This window comes from uncultured Shewanella sp. (assembly GCF_947491715.1).
Classification (GTDB): domain Bacteria; phylum Pseudomonadota; class Gammaproteobacteria; order Enterobacterales; family Shewanellaceae; genus Shewanella.
The window spans coordinates 1-15,336 of sequence record NZ_CANLKR010000023.1 but is presented as its reverse complement, the minus strand read 5'-3'; the positions used below and the strand labels follow the sequence as shown (position 1 = coordinate 15,336).

The 15,336-nt window shown below is 39.9% G+C and carries 18 protein-coding genes; 14 read left to right on the top strand and 4 right to left on the bottom strand.

Annotated elements, in window-relative coordinates:
* The first annotated feature begins 459 nt into the window (after nucleotides 1-459).
* The 10 genes from Q0779_RS15460 (at nucleotide 460) to purF (ending at nucleotide 8,726) form a co-directional block, all read left to right on the top strand.
* Nucleotides 460-1,101 (top strand): hypothetical protein, encoded by a 642-nt coding sequence (locus Q0779_RS15460; protein ID WP_298773844.1) that lies wholly within the window; start codon nucleotides 460-462, stop codon nucleotides 1,099-1,101.
* Between the two features lie 157 nt (nucleotides 1,102-1,258).
* Nucleotides 1,259-1,621: a hypothetical protein gene (locus Q0779_RS15455; RefSeq protein ID WP_298773842.1), complete on the top strand. Its 363-nt coding sequence runs from the start codon at nucleotides 1,259-1,261 to the stop codon at nucleotides 1,619-1,621.
* A gap of 181 nt (nucleotides 1,622-1,802) precedes the next feature.
* Nucleotides 1,803-2,177 (top strand): hypothetical protein, encoded by a 375-nt coding sequence (locus tag Q0779_RS15450; protein ID WP_298773841.1) that lies wholly within the window; start codon nucleotides 1,803-1,805, stop codon nucleotides 2,175-2,177.
* A 192-nt stretch (nucleotides 2,178-2,369) separates the two neighbouring features.
* On the top strand, nucleotides 2,370-2,834 hold the full coding sequence (locus Q0779_RS15445) for a hypothetical protein (RefSeq protein ID WP_298773840.1): 465 nt from the start codon (nucleotides 2,370-2,372) through the stop codon (nucleotides 2,832-2,834).
* A gap of 259 nt (nucleotides 2,835-3,093) precedes the next feature.
* On the top strand, nucleotides 3,094-3,423 hold the full coding sequence (locus tag Q0779_RS15440; RefSeq protein ID WP_298773839.1) for a hypothetical protein: 330 nt from the start codon (nucleotides 3,094-3,096) through the stop codon (nucleotides 3,421-3,423).
* 388 nt (nucleotides 3,424-3,811) lie between these two features.
* Nucleotides 3,812-4,597, top strand: coding sequence for a tRNA pseudouridine(38-40) synthase TruA (truA, locus tag Q0779_RS15435; RefSeq protein ID WP_298773838.1), 786 nt, complete (start codon nucleotides 3,812-3,814; stop codon nucleotides 4,595-4,597).
* Nucleotides 4,598-4,674: 77 nt separating this feature from the next.
* Complete coding sequence (gene folC, locus Q0779_RS15430) at nucleotides 4,675-5,940, top strand: bifunctional tetrahydrofolate synthase/dihydrofolate synthase (protein ID WP_298773965.1); 1,266 nt, start codon at nucleotides 4,675-4,677, stop codon at nucleotides 5,938-5,940.
* On the top strand, nucleotides 5,933-6,481 hold the full coding sequence (locus tag Q0779_RS15425) for an SPOR domain-containing protein (protein WP_298773836.1): 549 nt from the start codon (nucleotides 5,933-5,935) through the stop codon (nucleotides 6,479-6,481). The genes folC and Q0779_RS15425 overlap by 8 nt, the downstream gene beginning before the upstream one ends.
* 130 nt (nucleotides 6,482-6,611) lie before the next feature.
* Complete coding sequence (locus tag Q0779_RS15420) at nucleotides 6,612-7,100, top strand: CvpA family protein (protein WP_298773835.1); 489 nt, start codon at nucleotides 6,612-6,614, stop codon at nucleotides 7,098-7,100.
* A 111-nt stretch (nucleotides 7,101-7,211) separates the two neighbouring features.
* The gene (purF, locus tag Q0779_RS15415; RefSeq protein WP_298773833.1) at nucleotides 7,212-8,726 is read left to right on the top strand and encodes an amidophosphoribosyltransferase; all 1,515 of its coding nucleotides are present in this window, start codon (nucleotides 7,212-7,214) and stop codon (nucleotides 8,724-8,726) included.
* Nucleotides 8,727-8,838: 112 nt separating this feature from the next.
* On the opposite strand, the gene Q0779_RS15410 is transcribed toward purF, so the two are convergent.
* The 4 genes from Q0779_RS15410 to Q0779_RS15395 form a co-directional block, all read right to left on the bottom strand.
* Nucleotides 8,839-9,078, bottom strand: coding sequence for a hypothetical protein (locus tag Q0779_RS15410; protein ID WP_298773832.1), 240 nt, complete (start codon nucleotides 9,076-9,078; stop codon nucleotides 8,839-8,841).
* A 113-nt stretch (nucleotides 9,079-9,191) separates the two neighbouring features.
* Nucleotides 9,192-10,127 carry a biotin-dependent carboxyltransferase family protein gene (locus Q0779_RS15405; RefSeq protein ID WP_298773830.1) on the bottom strand — a complete coding sequence of 312 codons (936 nt, stop codon included), beginning with the start codon at nucleotides 10,125-10,127 and terminating at the stop codon, nucleotides 9,192-9,194.
* A gap of 45 nt (nucleotides 10,128-10,172) precedes the next feature.
* On the bottom strand, nucleotides 10,173-10,898 hold the full coding sequence (gene pxpB / locus Q0779_RS15400; protein ID WP_298773828.1) for a 5-oxoprolinase subunit PxpB: 726 nt from the start codon (nucleotides 10,896-10,898) through the stop codon (nucleotides 10,173-10,175).
* A 29-nt stretch (nucleotides 10,899-10,927) separates the two neighbouring features.
* On the bottom strand, nucleotides 10,928-11,668 hold the full coding sequence (locus tag Q0779_RS15395; RefSeq protein WP_298773827.1) for a 5-oxoprolinase subunit PxpA: 741 nt from the start codon (nucleotides 11,666-11,668) through the stop codon (nucleotides 10,928-10,930).
* Between the two features lie 390 nt (nucleotides 11,669-12,058).
* Here Q0779_RS15395 and tesB point away from each other — a divergent pair, with 390 nt between their 5' ends.
* The 4 genes from tesB (at nucleotide 12,059) to ompW (ending at nucleotide 15,177) form a co-directional block, all read left to right on the top strand.
* Entirely contained in the window at nucleotides 12,059-12,925 is an 867-nt protein-coding gene (gene tesB, locus Q0779_RS15390) for an acyl-CoA thioesterase II (protein ID WP_298773826.1), read from the top strand.
* A gap of 23 nt (nucleotides 12,926-12,948) precedes the next feature.
* Nucleotides 12,949-13,350 carry a YbaY family lipoprotein gene (locus Q0779_RS15385; RefSeq protein ID WP_298773825.1) on the top strand — a complete coding sequence of 134 codons (402 nt, stop codon included), beginning with the start codon at nucleotides 12,949-12,951 and terminating at the stop codon, nucleotides 13,348-13,350.
* Between the two features lie 590 nt (nucleotides 13,351-13,940).
* Nucleotides 13,941-14,315: an STAS/SEC14 domain-containing protein gene (locus Q0779_RS15380; protein ID WP_298773823.1), complete on the top strand. Its 375-nt coding sequence runs from the start codon at nucleotides 13,941-13,943 to the stop codon at nucleotides 14,313-14,315.
* 214 nt (nucleotides 14,316-14,529) lie between these two features.
* Nucleotides 14,530-15,177: an outer membrane protein OmpW gene (gene ompW, locus Q0779_RS15375; protein WP_298773822.1), complete on the top strand. Its 648-nt coding sequence runs from the start codon at nucleotides 14,530-14,532 to the stop codon at nucleotides 15,175-15,177.
* The last annotated feature ends 159 nt before the right edge of the window (nucleotides 15,178-15,336 follow it).

Below are 15,336 nucleotides of genomic sequence, written 5' to 3'. Positions count from 1 at the left end.
AAAAAGCACAAGTAGTATGTTTCTTCGAATGGGCTGTTTATATTGTTAAGCGCTATTTCGACAGCTTGAGTACTAAGTTGCGAGTGAGATCAAGTATTTCCACTTTGTACCAGCTGTAAATAAACATTTTGTTTACAAAAGTAATGTTGAGGTGGTATTTTGCCTGGCTAGTGTGAGGTGGGGCGGCGAAGAAACCCGTTAGTTTATACCATTCAATTGATGAGTTGTGTGCTGGGTTGTAGTGATAGGTTGACGTCACAGAGCGAATGAAGAGGCTGGGTTAGTAGTGTACTCTGGCTTAGTGATTTGTTTAAAAAAACTGTTTCAAAGAGTAGGCAGTTTGGAAGATCACCCTACTGCTGTTGAATAAGCTGTTATACGAAAAGGAGAGTTCATATTAATAAGAAGTATCTTCAAGTATTTGTAGTTTTACTTTTAGTATTGCTGGTAATTCCTGTTTTGGCTTATGTATTTGAGATTTTAGTTAGGGGAAACTATATCTACACTGCATCTCCAAAAGCTTGGGAAAGCTTCGCTGTTTACTTCAATAATATTTCTGGACCATTTCTAGCAACTATAGCCGCAGTTGTTGCATATCTATCTTTGCAATTTCAACTGAATGAAACGAGAAAGTCACAAAGTATCAACCAACAAGCAGAGAATTATTTAAAATACATATCTTTGTTAGGAGGGATGATCGAGAAGAGATGGCAAGTTATTTACACCTACTGTGATATTAATTTTGAGCAGATTGGCGAAAGTGTAATAGATCTCAAAAAACTGAACGAGCTTGCTAATAAACAATACATGACCGCTGATGTTGTAAAGCTAATGAAGTTATTCCATGATTTGAGTTTTGCTGTCCAGTGGTACACATCCATACATAAAAGACAAATTGAATTTAATAAAGATGATTTTCTTTTGAGTGAGTGGAGCCATCTTTCTAACGCATTCATTAGAGAACGAAGTAAACAAATGAGATTTTGTTACTACTTTGGCCTTTCTATTAAAGATTCGCTCAATCAAAACTCTGATGAATTTACTGAAGTTATCATGTATGAGAACTTTTATGAAAATCTTAAGAAACAAGGTCTCGTATAATCACTTAACAAGGGCGTGTGATCTGACTCCGAAAGATGACGCTGGCGTTACGCGTATATCATGAATCAGCTACTGTGAAAAAGTTGAGTGTTACAGTGAAGAAACAGCAACCGTAACACTTGAAAGTGAAGCTGCATCGATTGATGTGTTTTGCCACATGTGTGAATACAAAGAAGGGAATAAAATTGATGATCTCCTTCAAGTTTTAGGTGCAGATGTTAAGGCTGCTTACTTAACAGATTGGCTTGAAGAACTGATTAAAGAAAAATCTAAGGAAAGGTTAGATAAAACAGGTTCTTATTCATATATTGGTTGTGGGAAAGTTGTCGAGACAGAAAGTTCAATTGTAGAGGTACAAGGCTTTCGAATTGACCTAGATGAAATACCAACTCAGGATATAGTTGAGTTTAAAATTTCTAGGCTGGATTTATGGAAAATCCGCCTAACTAATAAGAATAGGCCGCGCGCAACCACGACCTCAATATTAAGATCCGAAAGGTTGGCAAGCGTTTTGTGTTGATCGATTGGTATTAGGGGCGTGTTGTTTAAGTTAGATAAAGAATGAGTGAATATATAACCGAAGAGCAGGATGCTGTCTGTTAGTAACTAAAAGGGCATGTCCGGATCTGTGTGGGCGGCTCAGTAATGGCCCGCTTTATCACAATTATGTTAGTTGATATGATTTTTTGATAGGAGCAAAGATGGCTATAGATGAAGAACAAAAACTTTGGTTACATTCAAGCGTTTCTCGTTCTAACAATAAATTTTTTGGGATTACTTTAGTCAGTATTGGATGTGTTATTGTATTTTTATATCAATATCTTGACTCTTTTTCTTCAACTTCAACTTCAACTTCAACTTCGCAAGTAGTACTAAAAAATTTGCCAGATAGATGTAAAGATAACATGAATGCGTTAACTTTGTATGATAAATCTAGGCTTCAACTTTCTCGTCAGACTAATCAATCTGTCTATATTAATTATCTGAATAATTTGGGGAATACTCATCATTTTAAGTTTGAAGATGATAAGGTTCTATTATTCGGTAAAGGTTCCGGCATTTGGATGGAAATGTGAATCTTGTTCATTTTTCAAGGAACAGCAGCAGGCGTGACGATAAAAACAGTCAGGTGATGATTGGATTAAGACTGAAGATTGAAGTCGGATAAAAACATCTGTATGTTACTGGATTAATAATGGCTGGCTATGGTTAGTCCCGCCGCTTATTCAGGCGTTTGAGTTACTTAGAGAGTGGTGTTAAATTAATTTATGGTGTTAACTCGAAACAGAAATTACTTTCAGATATTTTTTGCATCTTTATCGCCAATGATAGTATTGGTTATTATTCTCGTAGAACTTGATTTTGGCATAGGCTTGTCGTTACCTATTCTTCTCGTAAGTTATTTAATTTCATTAATATTTTGGTTTAAGAACGGAACTAAACCAGCTGCATGGATTAAAGGTGACAAATTGCACATTAGAGATGGTGTTTTTGGAACTGATGTTATTCATAAAAGTTTAGTGGAATCCATGCGTTATGAAACTGGACATAAGCGTGCAGTAGCAGGAAGCAGAAGTGGCGAAGAAACAGATATGCATATAATGGTTATTAAAATGGAAGGCTTTAGTGAATGGGTTTTGCCTATAAAAGATTTAATTGAGCATGGTGCTAACTTAAGGCTTTATAAATTCATAAAAGAAAACTTTTATGAATTGAAGTTGGTTAAAAAGTAGCCCTGACAAATTAGCATAGGTTGCGTGAAGCCTCGACCTTAATGTTATCGATAGGCCAGTGTGGGCAACTAGGAAAATACCTTTATATCATCAATTGCTGCGTGAGAGTTTATGATGGTTAATGTGAAGGTGTTTTTTTGTTTCATTTATGTTTCGTGAGATGGTACCCTTGCCACCATATAAAGATATCTTGCTTATGTACAAGATATCTTTATGAAAAAATCAATACGAAGATGAAAAATTCTAAAAAGGGATAATGATGAAGGTTATTTTTACTTTGCTGATCAGCATGGTGTCTTTGGGGGCTTTTGCTTACGATGGTTGGTCTGGTGCGAATAAAGTTGCCAGTATTCGAGTTTATTCAGACACCAAAGTGTACATCACTATGCCAGGTGCCGAGAACCCTAAAGAGTGCAGTAGTCCTAACTTCTTGATGTTAGCGAATGCTGATACCGATGTGGGTAAGAGGCAATATTCGGCATTACTAACAGCTTATGCGTCAGGAAAGGCTGTCGATTTGGCCTTAACGGGTTGTTCGAACGGCGGAACCAGCGGTTACCCATTGATAGAGCAAGTTTGGTTGAAATAAACACATAACCAGTCAAGAGATGAATGCCTCTTGGGGTTGACGCATTAGCACGCTTTACTTTTTTGGCGGAAGATGTGCTGTAATGAATATGTCGCGTCAATAAAGCTACCTACATTCTAATTTTGTTATCATGTTGATTTTGTTATTGGTGTCATTATCTTGAAAAACACCACTCTTGAGAACCCGACTAGTTAATAAGGAGGAAAAGAGTCCAAGATATAAGTCATCAGTCATGCCCCCTGATTTTCATGTCTATATTTTTACTGAGTTTGCAGGCCGGAATGTGATAAAATCCGCCGATTAAAGCCCTATTGTTCGGGGTTGTTGGCTTTTAGTGAATGATTGGACGGTGTGTCATCGTCTCTTATGTAAATTTTTGAGGTAGAGAATGCGGTTCGCGTTAGGTATTGAGTATGATGGTAGTAAGTATTGTGGTTGGCAACGTCAACTCGAGGTGGATTCCGTACAAGCGCAACTTGAAAAGGCCTTGTCTAAAGTCGCTAATGAGCCGATAACGGTGCAATGTGCGGGCAGAACGGATACAGGCGTGCATGCGACTGGGCAAGTGGTGCATTTTGATACGAATGCTATTCGCAAAGAGACGGCTTGGACCTTAGGGGTGAATGTGAATTTACCCGATGATATTGCGGTCAGATGGGTGCAAGCGGTGGATGAGGATTTTCATGCACGTTTTAGTGCTACCGCCAGACGCTACCGTTATATGATTTATAATCATAACCTTAGACCTGGGATTTTACGCGCTGGCGTGAGTCATTATATGGGGGATATTGATGAGACTAAGATGCATCAAGCGGCGCAGTATTTGATTGGTGAGCATGACTTTACCAGTTTTAGAGCGCTTCATTGTCAGTCTAAGACCCCTGTGAGGTTGATGCATCAAATCAATGTGACTCGTCAAGGAATGTACATTTGCGTGGATATTTCGGCCAATGCTTTTTTACATCATATGGTGCGTAATATTGTCGGTTCCTTGTTGGAAGTGGGCATGGGTCGGCAACCCATTGATTGGTTAGCTCAGCTGTTGGAAGGGAAAAATCGTAAAGCCGCTGCGCCGACGGCTAAACCGAATGGATTATACCTTGTTGATGTAACGTATCCTGAACCACATGCTTTGCCTAAATTATCATTAGGCCCTTTATTTATGTTGGATTAACTTTGAGAGTGACACTGCCTATGCCTGTTGTGCCTATAAAAGAACAGCTTCATTCGTCTACTAACGTATCTACTGACATGCCTTTGGCGCCAATGCAGCATGCCTCATTAGCGCTTTGGACAGAGTATTTATTAGCTATCCATCCCACTGAAATTGATATGGGGTTAACCCGTGTATCACAGGTTGCTGAAAACATGGGGCTGCTGGATCTTGGTGAGTCGCAGGTGGTTACTGTGGCGGGAACCAATGGCAAAGGCAGCACTTGTGCCATGATTGAAGCGGCGTTAATGCTAGAAGGTTTATCAGTGGGGGTATATAGCTCTCCTCACTTGCTCCATTACAATGAAAGGGTCAGGGTTAACGGCCAAGATGCGAGTGATAGGGAATTTGTCGCGGCTTTTGAAGCAATTGAGCGAGGCAGGGGTGAGATTTCTTTGACCTTTTTTGAGTATGCGACACTTGCGGGCCTATACTTGTTTAAAGCGGCTAGCCTAGATGTGATTATATTGGAAGTTGGTTTAGGTGGGCGCTTGGATGCGACGAATATTATCGATGCCGATGTGGCTGTGATCACGTCTATCGATTTGGATCATCAAGCGTATTTAGGTGATACTCGAGAGCGAGTCGCGGTGGAAAAAGCAGGAATTTGTCGTCAAGGAAAACCGGTGATTATTGGTGAGCCAAATATGCCTGACAGTTTAATGAAAACAGTGAATGACATTGGCGCCCATGGCCATGCCGTCGGTCAGGTTTTTCATTACCAAGTATTAGGTAAACGTTGGTCTTTTCAAAGCCAATCGATCACTTTAAGTGATATGACATTGCCTGCCTTGCCTTTACCTAATGCGGCTACGGCGATTGAGGCGCTAATGCATATCTGTCCTTCTATCTCCTTGGATCATATCAAGCAGGGGATTTTACACACCCAATTAAGTGGCCGTTTAGAATGTGTGTCTCAATCGCCCACAGTTTATCTGGATGTTGCTCATAATCCTCATGCCGCGCGCTATCTCTTGTCCCAATTACAAGCCAAGCAGCCTAAACGCCTGCTGGCCTTATGTGGCATGTTAGAGGATAAAGATATCGCTCAAGTCTTGTCTGTCTTTTCACCGCATGTGGCAAAGTGGTATTGTTGCGACTTAAATGTGCCTCGTAGCGCAGCTGGGACTGACTTAGCGGCATATTTGCCAAAAAACGAAACCACACAGGTTTTTACCTCATTAGCCTTAGGTTGGGACAAATTACAAGAAGAGCTTCAAGAAGGTGATATTGTGATTGTTTTTGGATCTTTTTATACTGTTGCAGGGATTAAAATGTTGATAAAAGGAAATAGCAGTGTCTAATCGCTTTCAAAATCGTTTGGTTGGGGTGGTTGTAATCGTTGCCCTAGGGGTGCTTTTTTTACCGGATTTACTCAATGGTAAAAAACAGCGACAAGAAGAAACCTTTACCGAAATTCCGCTTAAGCCTGTGTTAAATGATACGGGCTTACCAGAGAAGGCCTATGATGTCGTGAGTACGGATCTGGATGAAAAAGTGGCACAAGCGCAAGCGGCTTCGAGTGTCGAACCCGATAAAGTTGAACCTGAAAAGGCGACTTTACCACAAGCTAAGCTTGATAAGTCGAGTTTATCTAAGAGTGCATGGACGTTACGTTTGGGCAGTTTCAACAATGCCAAAAATGTGACTGCATTAGTTGAACGTCTGAGAAAGAAAGGGTTTAGCGCTTATACATTACCGCCGAAACCCATTGATGGCAAATTGACGAAAGTGTTTGTTGGCCCTGATGTCTCAAAAGATAAGCTGATTAATTTGCAGTCTGATATAGAAAAATTGACCCAATTGAAAGGGCGAGTGGAGCCTTATAATCCGATTGAGTCTTAGTTTATTTGCTCGTTTGTTCTGTGGTGAAAACAGAGAATGATGAATTTACGCATCTTGTTTAAGGTGTGGATTATCGCCTTCTCTGTTAGAATCACGCCGTTTTCACCTTTAATGCTGGATACACTTCTCCATGGTTTGGATTGACTACGCTATAATCGTCATTATTGGCATATCGACATTGATCAGTTTAATGCGCGGCTTCGCAAAAGAAGCGATGTCTTTAGTGGTTTGGATCGTTGCCTTTTTTGTTGCAAGTACTTTTTATTTAGAGCTGTCGGTTCACCTTACAGCAATACAAGATAAAATGGTTCGTCATGGTGCGGCCATTGGTATTTTATTTATTTCAACCTTGATCCTTGGTGCCTTAGTGAATTTTTTATTGGGCCAACTTGTCGAAAAAACAGGATTAACAGGAACCGATAGGGTTCTTGGACTCTGTTTTGGCGCCTTAAGAGGGGCGCTTATTGTGAGTGCCTTGTTATTTTTTATGGATGCTTTTACGGGGGCACCCAAAACGGCGTGGTGGCAAGACTCACAGCTTGTTCCAGAGTTTGGGGTCGTGATCCAATGGTTTTTTAATTATCTGGAAAATACCTCAAGCTTTGTTCCTAAAATATAGTATGCCAAATAAACCTTTATAAGCATAATAAATAGTATTGATTGCGGATGTGTTGCATTTCAATATTTTTCATTAAAATGATAGAACATCTTACAATGAGGAAGCTCACCTATGTGTGGTATTGTCGGAATAGTCGGTCAGTCGTCGGTTAATCAAACCATTTATGATGCACTGACTGTGCTTCAGCATCGAGGGCAAGATGCTGCAGGTATTGTGACTATAGATGGAGCGGCGTTTAGGTTACGTAAAGCGAATGGGTTAGTGAAAGACGTTTTTGAATCTAAACATATGCAGCGACTACAAGGTAAAGCAGGGATTGGCCATGTTCGGTATCCTACTGCGGGAAGCTCCAGTGCATCTGAAGCTCAGCCTTTTTATGTGAACTCTCCTTTTGGTATTTCTATTGCACATAATGGTAATTTGACCAATGCCCAAGCGCTCTGTGAGCGATTGGTGAAGCAGCGCCGTCATGTTAATACGACGTCAGATTCTGAAGTCTTATTGAATTTATTAGCCGATGAGCTGCAGCACACTAAGAGTCAAATACTGAGTGCAGATGAAGTGTTTGACGCGGTCAGTCAGGTTCATGCTATTACACGAGGAGCCTATGCGGTAGCCGCCATGATTATTGGTCAAGGGCTAGTCGCATTTCGCGATCCATTCGGTATTCGTCCTTTGGTCTTGGGTAAACACGAGACCGAAAATGGAACAGAATATATGGTGGCATCGGAAAGCGTTGCACTTGATGCTGTGGGCTTTGAAGTGATAAGAGATGTTGCACCAGGAGAAGCTATTTATATCACCTTAGACGGGCAACTTTTTACTCGCCAATGTGCTCAATCCCCTAGTTATGTGCCTTGTATTTTTGAATATGTTTATTTTGCTCGCCCAGATTCGACCTTAGATAAAATCTCTGTTTATGGCAGTCGGGTGAATATGGGTAAGAAACTGGGACAGAAAATTAAAAAAGAGTGGGAAGATAATGATATTGATGTGGTGATCCCCATTCCTGAAACTTCTTGTGATATTGCGTTGGAAATTGCGCGGGATTTAGATTTGCCTTACCGACAAGGTTTTGTTAAAAATCGTTATATTGGCCGGACGTTTATTATGCCGGGTCAGCAAGAGCGTAAAAAGTCTGTACGCCGAAAACTCAATGCCATTAATGCTGAGTTTAAAGGCAAAAATGTTTTGTTAGTGGATGACTCCATTGTTCGAGGCACCACGTCGGAGCAAATTATTGAAATGGCAAGAGAAGCGGGCGCGAATAAAGTGTACTTTGCATCAGCAGCGCCCGAGATCCGTTTCCCTAATGTGTATGGTATTGATATGCCGACGACAAATGAGCTCATTGCACATGGTCGAGATGTTGATGCCATTGCGAAGTTAATTGGTGCTGATGGTATGATTTTTCAATCTTTAGAAGATTTAGTGGAGGCGGTCCGTCAAGAAAATCCACAGATCACAACATTTGAGACGTCTGTTTTTGACGGTAAATATGTGACAAATGATGTGGATCAAGCGTATTTGGATCATTTGACGCAACTGCGCAGTGATGATGCAAAAGCGGATCGTAATCGTGAATTGGGTACGAACCTTGAAATGCACAATGTGTGTCATCCTTAGTCAATAAAACACACTGTATTGATAATTAGAAGCCGAGCAATGCTCGGCTTTTTTACATCATTTATTAAATGACCAGTTTCACCATTCACCTTCGATCAGCCATAAGCAAAATTTATGTTAACAGTTGCCCTGTAATGATGGTGGCAATGAGCAATAAGTACAGAGAGCCAATGAAATAGGCCACACTGGATAAATTCTTGCTGATTTTTTCAGCGTTAAAAGAGGGATCGGCATCTTGAATCGTTGACAGACGTTTTTTGCCATTTTCCTTCCGATAAGAAGACTGCTGGTTTGTGTCAACTTGAGTATGAATAGGGTTTAATCTGCTATGTTTGCTTTGGTTCACTAACATAATAAATACTCACATAAGGTGGTTAATCACCAGAGTAAAATACGCTGTGTTGACTTAATGTAAGCTGAATATTGCTGTATGAAATGTAACCAAATATGAATGCGAGAAAAGCATTAAAAAGGCAGGTTGAAAAAGTCGACGAATTGTAACCACTTTTGAAGAGCATCGTGTCTATTTGCCTTGGCAAAGTGGACTTTGGTATCAGGTTTCGCTTGTGCGAGCTTAGGTAAATCAAGTTTAGCAATGCAGCCTATTTTGGCATAACCTCCTAATGTTTGTCTGTCGTTTAATAAAATAATGGGTTGTCCATTTGGCGGTATTTGAATGGCTCCGTAAGCAATGGGCTCTGAAATTAAATGCTGGCTTTTAGGCGCAATAGCGGGGCCTGTTAATCGGCACCCCATACGATCACAATAAGGGCTGACGGTATAGGGAGAGTGATAAAAAGTGTGCTTGTCTGCAGTTGAAAAATGCTTTTCTTGGTAAGACTCTATGACTCTTAATGTGACTGTATCTGTGTAGTGAGGGCGAAATTGTGGCGGCATGATATGTTGTATGTCTTTACTCACTGTCTGATCAGCTATGCTTATTGATGGGCTGTTTAATGTGTCCCCTTGCTTGAGCGCAACCATACCGATATTGTCTCTGATGACAGTTGCGGCACTGCCGGCAATGTTGTGGGTATGAAAACCATGCTTAATGGTCAAATAACTCCGTAGTCCGTTTTGCGGATAACCTAAAGTCAGTATTTGATCTTTTTTGAGTTTGAAGCTTTGCCAAGGGGCGATGGGGTTACCATCAATTTTTGCTTGGGTGTCTGAGCCGGTGAGACTGCAGAGAAGATCATCATGTGCTTTGAAGCTAGCTTGCCCTAATGTGATTTCAATTTGAGAGCATGTCATGGGATTGTTTAGCAGATGGTTCGCCCAACAATAGGCATGCAGATCAACGGGTCCGCCCTGAGAGAGCCCATGTTGCGATACACCAAATCGACCTAAATCTTGTATTAAGCTTAATGGACCTGAATTGATCACTTCTAGCTGTGGCAAGTATGTCCTCCTAACGCTAAACAAGCTTTACGTATATGTGTGTTGTCATGTCCAGTTTTTGTCAATTTGGCCTCCTAACGCTAAGAAAGCCTCACGTGTAATGGGGGTAAATGTCACTTTATCACCCACATTGAAAGGCGTTATGGGTGAGGCGCTGATATCAAAGAGGGGTGATGGACAATTACCAATGATATTCCAGCCACCAGGGGTATTATTGGGATAAACGGCAGTTTGCTGTTCTGCTATGCCAACACTGCCTGCTGGAACATTGAGTCTGGGTGAGTCTCGACGAGGAGTGGCAATAAGGGAGTCGACTTCACCAAGAAAGGCAAAACCAGGGGCAAATCCGATAGCATAGACATGGTATTCTTTTTGAGAGTGGTATTGAATAATCGCTTTTTGAGTCAATTGATGTTGTTGAGCTAACAATGGAAGATCGAGTCCCACTTCTGGATGGTAATAAACGGGGAGTTCATGCAGGCATGTGGATAGTTTTTTCTTTGATGATGAATGTGTTTTTATCCAGATTTCTAGTACCGCATTGATGTCTTCATAGGTCAGTCGAGAGGCGCGGTACTGAATGAAAAGACTTGTGTATGAAGGTGTGATTTCAAGAATGTTTTCTTTTATCTGATGTGAAAAGAGATGACTTGAGCTGTCAAGTTTGAGCTGTTCTACCAGTTGCATGATCGTTTGAGTAACAGACAGATGAATGGTGTCATCGAAGTTGATCATCAAACTGTCTTCTGTAATAGGATGAACGGTTATCATCTTTTTTGTTTTATGATCATTTTATTGCCCTATGGGTTGAGAATTTTGTGAATAGCGGCAATTTCTGCGACAGAGGTTTCATTGTCGCTATGAATACATAAAGTATCAGCATGTAAATCAATAATACGACCTTCATGGGTTTTTACAAAGCCTTGGCTTAAGTTCAAACTTTGCTGTTTAATGTGTTTTGAAGAGGTTAAAAGTGCATCTGGATGCGTTCGAGGAAGAAGTAAACCTTGATTATCATAGGCTCTATCGGCAAAAGCTTCTAATATTAATTCCACATTATGATATTGGGCGATAGCTTCATAAGGAATATTATTGAGAGTACTTTGAATCACCAGTTTAAGGGGCGTTGTTAAGGCTGAGTTGATTTTAGACAATGTTCGTACAATGGTTTCATAGACCTCGACTTTAGTCATCATATCAAAATGTAATGCGCCATGAGGTTTGACATAGGTCATTTCTGTTTGTTGTATTTGGCAAAGTACCATTAAGGCACCACATTGATAGGCAACCAAGTGATCGATTTCTACGAGTGTGTGAGGAATATTTCTTCGGCCAAATCCTTGCATGTCATGGTAGCTAATATGGGCGCCAATGAGTGCATTATGTGTTTTTGCTTGGGCAATCGTATCGGCCATAATATCAGGATCGGAAGCATGAAACCCACATGCAATATTGGCCATGTCAATCCACGGCATTAAGGCATGGTCGTCGCCCATTTTCCATATACCATAGCTTTCACCCATGTCGCAATTCAATTTCATGTTGCTTGTTTACCTTTACGATATGCTGTTCGTATTATGATTACGTATTCAAACAATAAGCGTGTGAGTAGAAAAAGACAGGATCTTTACGTAATTTGTCACTCAATATAATCATAGATTAAAAATACAGGTTACTTAACGTTATTGTGTTTCATTTTTATGCGTTTATGTATTCAAATTATGGTTATTCAATTTGATACACATTCTTTGTTGATGTTTTTATTGACTTTAATGATAAAGCTTCCTTGCTTATTTGTTTGTAATGATAGATACGTTGCTATCACTGATATAAACGGTCAGTCATTGGATCATAATTAATGCGCTTGGTAGTCGAAATTAGGTGTCATCAGTAGTAGAATCATTCTAATGGTTTATTGGTAAGGTAATGGAATGAGTCAAGTGTTAAACGAGTTGTTGTCTTTGTTGTCTTTAGAGCGGCTCGAGGAAGGATTGTTTCGAGGCCAAAGTCAAGATTTAGGCTTTGGACATGTGTTTGGTGGTCAAGTGATGGGACAAGCATTGAGCGCGGCGAAGCAAACTTTGCAAAGCAGTAGGCAAGTGCATTCATTACATTCTTATTTTTTACGCCCAGGTGATGAGCATTTACCGATTATTTATGATGTGGAAATTATCAGGGATGGAGGGAGTTTTAGCGCCAGACGGGTTAAAGCTATTCAGAAGGGACGGCCGATTTTTTATATGACTTGCTCTTTTCAAGCACCTGAAATAGGCTTTGAACATCAAGATGAGATGCCCAATGTGCCAGGGCCAGATGCCTTATTAAATCAGCAGGATTTAGCCTTAAAATTAAAAGAGCAGTTACCTCAATCGGTGTTTAATAATTTGATGTGCGAGTCTCCTCTTGAGATGCGCTTACTTGATCCTATGAGTGATATGACATCAGACAAGAAACCGGCTAAGCGTTATGTATGGCTAAGAGCGAACGGAAAAATGCAGTGCGATCCTTGCATGCAAGACTATTTACTCGCTTATGCTTCAGACTTTAATTTTCTGGTGACTGCGTTACAGCCTCATGGAAAATCGTTTTTAACGCCGGGTATTAAAATGGCCACTATAGATCATGCTATGTGGTTTCATCGTCCCTTCGATTTAAGTGACTGGGTACTCTATAGTGTCGATAGTTCCAATGCCTGTGGGGGAAGAGGACTTGTTAAAGGACAGTTTTTTAATCAACAAGGAGAGTTGCTTGCTCAAGCAACACAAGAAGGGTTGATCCGAATGAAGCCCTCAACATAACGTATTATTAAAGAAGGAAAATTATGTCAATTCTACAAAAAAGTGTCATATTCATGGGCATGTTACTGTTATCTGCGTGTGTTACAGTAAAGCCCCCTGAGCCGGTAGTGGTCAATGGCGCCGCGGGATATTTAGAGGATATTAATTTGCCTCAAGGAAGCAGTATTGTTATCGCCATTATTGACTTAGATAAGAAAGGGACAATTATCGCACAAAAGACCTTTAATATAGCCAGAGTCCCTGTGCCATTTAAGTTTATCTTACCTGCCGACAGTATTGATTCATCAATTAATTATGGAGTGGTGGCGATGATTTTATATCAAAATCAAGTCATTTTTCAGACCTATGATAAATATCCCGTGATCAATAATGGTAAAAATACCACAGAGGTTATTATGAAACCTGTAATGGTGAACAGACGCTGATTTTTACAATTGATGGTTATTCAAGTGAAACGAATTTGAAATGGGTGCTTAAGGAAGCACCCATTTTTTTGGCTCAGATAATGTTTATCGACTGATAAGTACTTCAGTGAATGATGTCGACTTTTATTTCGATTTTTAAACACTTTTAAAAAAAGTAAAAGGAAAAAAAGTGCCATTTTATTTTTATTGAATAATAAGCAGAGTAGCCGATTAAGGCTCTCTTGCTGTGGTTTTTTATTTTTTGAGGGAGGTCAATTAACGGTTGGATGTGACGAAACTTAAATATTAATGACGGCAGTGAGTATGCCTAAAATGGTTAATGCAATCCCAATACTTAATAATCCTTCTCGAATAGACATAATCTCTCCTTAGACTGTTATGACTTTTTAATACTCATCTTTTTTTGGAACTTCTTTTACTGTTATTTCACTTTATTAATTTAGAACACTCTAACATTGTAGTCCTATTTTACTGACTTTGCTGACGTAAATAGGTGGATCATGGGTTTTAGATGAGTTGTCATCTTTTTCTTTATTGAATGTAGGATAGGCTATTCTCTATAAGGATTTAATTGAAAAGGGTTGTTGTAAATGAAAAAACATGGATTATCCATAGGGGTTGAGCGAGTCGATAATGAGTTTTTCTTATCTTTAAAAGCCGTTGGTAAGCTTACTCATGAAGACTATTTGCACATTACGCCTCTGATTGATTCCGCCTTAAAGGAAGTTTCCCATCCCAAAGTGAAAGTGTTGGTGGATGCTTACGAATTAGAAGGCTGGGAAGTGAGAGCGGCTTGGGATGATTTTAAGCTAGGACTGAAACATGGCAGCGAGTTTGAGAAAATAGCCATTTATGGTGATAAACGATGGCAAGAAATCATGGTGAAACTGGGGGCTTGGTTCCTTTCTGGAGAAGTACAATATTTCGATGATATTGGTTTGGCGTTGGAGTGGTTAAATAACTAATGTCTAAATAGCGAATGGTTAAATAAGGCACAAATCGGGCTGAGCCGAGATGTTTAAAAGTGGTGGGCGACATAAATTGTGATCTCACTCATGGTTTTGAGTTAACTGGGTTTGTCCATTGAATGACTTTGATATAGATCAAATTGGTATTATGTATTTGCAGGCATGCTTAGCCCATCAATAAAAACTGCAAAAATGCAGTTATGAGGATGAAATGATGAAAAAAAATAGGCTTTCAAAGGCTGTTGCTATCGGACTCGTTGCATTGGGGTTATCGGCTTCGGCAAATGCTACTCAAGCGGGTGATATTATTGTACGTGCGGGTGTGGCTGTAGTGGCCCCTAACGCGTCTAGTCAAGATGTGGCTGGGCTAGGGGAATTTGATGTCAGTAGCGATACACAATTAGGATTGAATTTTGCGTATTTGTTTACTGATAATATTGGCATTGAATTATTAGCGGCCAGCCCTTTTAGTCATAATATTTCATTACCTAATATTGGTAATATTGCTGAAACGAAACAATTGCCTCCTACACTTGTGGTGCAATATCATTTTGGTGATGCGACATCAAAATTTAGACCTTATATTGGCCTCGGGATAAACTATACCAATTTTTATGATACTAAATTTACCAACGATTTAGATGGGGCATTAACGGATATCAGTTTATCCAACTCATGGGGAATAGCGGGACAAATTGGCTTGGATTATCAATTGACCGATAAATGGTTACTTAACGGTTCGATTTGGTATGCCGATATTGACACTGATGCGAGCTTTAAGTTGGCGGGTGAGTCCGTCACTATTGATACTAACATCGATCCTTGGGTGTATATGGTCAGTGTGGGTTACGTATTTTAAATCATATTTCATCATTCAGAGTTTTCATTGAAAGAGAAATAATAAAAGGCGCTGCTTAAGCGCCTTTTTGTTATTTATGCTTTGTTCCGTCCTGAGGTAAGTTGACACTTTGGAGACTTATCTATGAAAACCTCAAAAGCAATGGGCGTTAAACGCACA

Coding starts and splice junctions, on each gene's coding strand:
- ompW (WP_298773822.1), top strand. CDS start 14,530: ATGATGAAAAAAAATAGGCTTTCAAAGGCTGTTGCTATCGGACTCGTT.
- Q0779_RS15450 (WP_298773841.1), top strand. CDS start 1,803: ATGGCTATAGATGAAGAACAAAAACTTTGGTTACATTCAAGCGTTTCT.
- Q0779_RS15395 (WP_298773827.1), bottom strand. CDS start 11,668: ATGAAATTGAATTGCGACATGGGTGAAAGCTATGGTATATGGAAAATG.
- purF (WP_298773833.1), top strand. CDS start 7,212: ATGTGTGGTATTGTCGGAATAGTCGGTCAGTCGTCGGTTAATCAAACC.
- Q0779_RS15440 (WP_298773839.1), top strand. CDS start 3,094: ATGAAGGTTATTTTTACTTTGCTGATCAGCATGGTGTCTTTGGGGGCT.
- Q0779_RS15420 (WP_298773835.1), top strand. CDS start 6,612: ATGGTTTGGATTGACTACGCTATAATCGTCATTATTGGCATATCGACA.
- truA (WP_298773838.1), top strand. CDS start 3,812: ATGCGGTTCGCGTTAGGTATTGAGTATGATGGTAGTAAGTATTGTGGT.
- tesB (WP_298773826.1), top strand. CDS start 12,059: ATGAGTCAAGTGTTAAACGAGTTGTTGTCTTTGTTGTCTTTAGAGCGG.
- Q0779_RS15385 (WP_298773825.1), top strand. CDS start 12,949: ATGTCAATTCTACAAAAAAGTGTCATATTCATGGGCATGTTACTGTTA.
- pxpB (WP_298773828.1), bottom strand. CDS start 10,898: ATGATAACCGTTCATCCTATTACAGAAGACAGTTTGATGATCAACTTC.
- folC (WP_298773965.1), top strand. CDS start 4,675: ATGCCTTTGGCGCCAATGCAGCATGCCTCATTAGCGCTTTGGACAGAG.
- Q0779_RS15455 (WP_298773842.1), top strand. CDS start 1,259: ATGTGTGAATACAAAGAAGGGAATAAAATTGATGATCTCCTTCAAGTT.
- Q0779_RS15445 (WP_298773840.1), top strand. CDS start 2,370: ATGGTGTTAACTCGAAACAGAAATTACTTTCAGATATTTTTTGCATCT.
- Q0779_RS15410 (WP_298773832.1), bottom strand. CDS start 9,078: ATGTTAGTGAACCAAAGCAAACATAGCAGATTAAACCCTATTCATACT.
- Q0779_RS15380 (WP_298773823.1), top strand. CDS start 13,941: ATGAAAAAACATGGATTATCCATAGGGGTTGAGCGAGTCGATAATGAG.